This is a genomic window from Aquabacterium sp., from assembly GCF_004297345.1.
Classification (GTDB): domain Bacteria; phylum Pseudomonadota; class Gammaproteobacteria; order Burkholderiales; family Burkholderiaceae_C; genus Aquabacterium.
This window is the reverse complement of sequence record NZ_SCTN01000494.1, coordinates 1-1782: the sequence shown is the minus strand read 5'-3', so window position 1 is coordinate 1782 and position 1782 is coordinate 1. Positions and strand designations below refer to the sequence as shown.

The window sequence follows — 1782 nt, the reverse complement described above, 5'->3', positions numbered from 1 at the left end:
GCGTCTTGAGCGAGTACTGCACCTCTTCTGTGTAGAGTTGCCCAACCTCTTCAAGCAGCTCGTCCACCATGCCGGTTTCCTCGCCAATGGCGATCATCTGCAACACCATGGGTGTGAAGATGCCGGTGCTGGCGGCCGCACGGGCCAGGGTCTCGCCGCGCATGATGTGGTCACGCATTTGATCAATCTGCTGCGTCAAATAGGCGTTGTCAGCCGTTTGCGCCACACCGGTGAGTGCGCGCTCCAGCGGTACCCCGCTGCGCAGAGACAGAGCAAAAGCCCGCGTGAACCGCGCCAGCGACGCCTTGGTAACGATGTCACCCACAACAGGTATGCGCAGCACGATCCTGTCCCAGGAGAGCTTGCCATCAGGCGTGCCCTTCCAATGACGCCAGACAAAGAAGCTCGCCACGACACTGCCCAGAATGGACCAGCCGTGCTGGATGGTGAAATTGGATGTTGCCACCAGGATTTGGGTAGGCAGGGGCAGATCGGAGCCCAACGATTTGAAAACATTGGCAAAGGCCGGGATCACCATGATGTTGATCACGCCCAAGGCGCCCACCATGGCCATGATCACGAAGCTGGGATAGCGTGTGGCCGACTTCACCTGCTGGCGCATGAAGAGCTCGAACCCGATGTGTTCGGACAGGCGCAGAAAGATCTCTTCCAGGCGGCCCGAGGTCTCTCCCACCTTGACCATGGCCACAAAGAAGCCATCAAAAACCTTGGGGTGCTGTGCCATGCAGGCCGACAGCTCAACCCCGCCCTCCAGATTGCGGCGCAGGTCCAGCAGCACGTCCTTGAGCGTGACGTTTTGCGTGGTTTCCTGCAAGCCGGCAAGCGCCCTCAGAATCGGCACGCCAGCCTTGAACAGCGTGTAGAGCTGCTTGGCAAACATCATCACGTCCATGGGCAGCACTTTGGGCTTCATGAACTCCGGCGTGGCAATGGCGCCGCTGGGCGCGCTGGCTGCCCCGCTCGGGGTGACGGGGCCATCAGGCGTGATCTTGAGCGGCACCAGACCTTTGGCTTGAAGTTCACCAGCCAACGCCGCAGCCGAGGCCGCATCCTGCGTGCCTTGTATCGTGCCGTGCGGCCCTTTGGCCACGTACGTGAAGCGACTCATTATTCGTCGACCTCGGCGCTCACCCGCATCGCTTCGTCAACGGTGGTGCGTCCCTCCACCACCAGGCGTGCGGCATCACGGCGCAGCGTGTGCCCGCCCATGTGCAAACGGGCCGCCTTGGCAAACACGCCAGGCTCGGGGTGATTGAGGGCGTCGATCAGGCCCAGATTCATCTCCAGGAACTCGTAGACGCCGGTTCGGCCGCGAAAGCCCGAGTGATTGCAATCGGGGCAGCCCTTGCCGAACTTGTAGGTGGCGTTGTCGGCATCCGCACCCAACAGACCACGCAGCCAGGTGTGCTCCTGCGGTGTCGGTTCATGCGGCACGGCGCAAGCCTGGCACAAGGTGCGTACCAGGCGCTGCGCCACCACCAGTTGCAGCGACAAGGCCACCATCCAGCGCGGCACCCCCATGTCGATCAGGCGAGCAGGCGTTGAAGCCGCGTCGTTGGTGTGCAAGGTCGAGAGCACCAAGTGGCCTGTCATGGCGGCACGCAGGCCGATTTCAGCGTTGGCCTTGTCTCGGATTTCGCCCACCAGGATCACGTCCGGGTCTTGCCGCAAAGCAGCACGTAGCACGCGATCGAAGCCCAGGTCGATCTTCTCCATCACCTGCACCTGATTGAGGCCGGGCAGACGGTATTCCACCGGGTC

General features: G+C 62.1%; 2 protein-coding genes. Both read right to left on the bottom strand.

What is annotated here, in order from left to right; translation table 11 throughout:
• A partial coding sequence (locus tag EPO09_RS19020; RefSeq protein WP_290645586.1) for a type II secretion system F family protein occupies positions 1 to 1129 on the bottom strand: 1129 nt, incomplete at its 3' end.
• Positions 1129 to 1782 (bottom strand): GspE/PulE family protein (locus EPO09_RS19015; protein ID WP_290645584.1); only part of this gene is annotated, 654 nt, incomplete at its 5' end. The genes EPO09_RS19020 and EPO09_RS19015, both read right to left, overlap by 1 nt.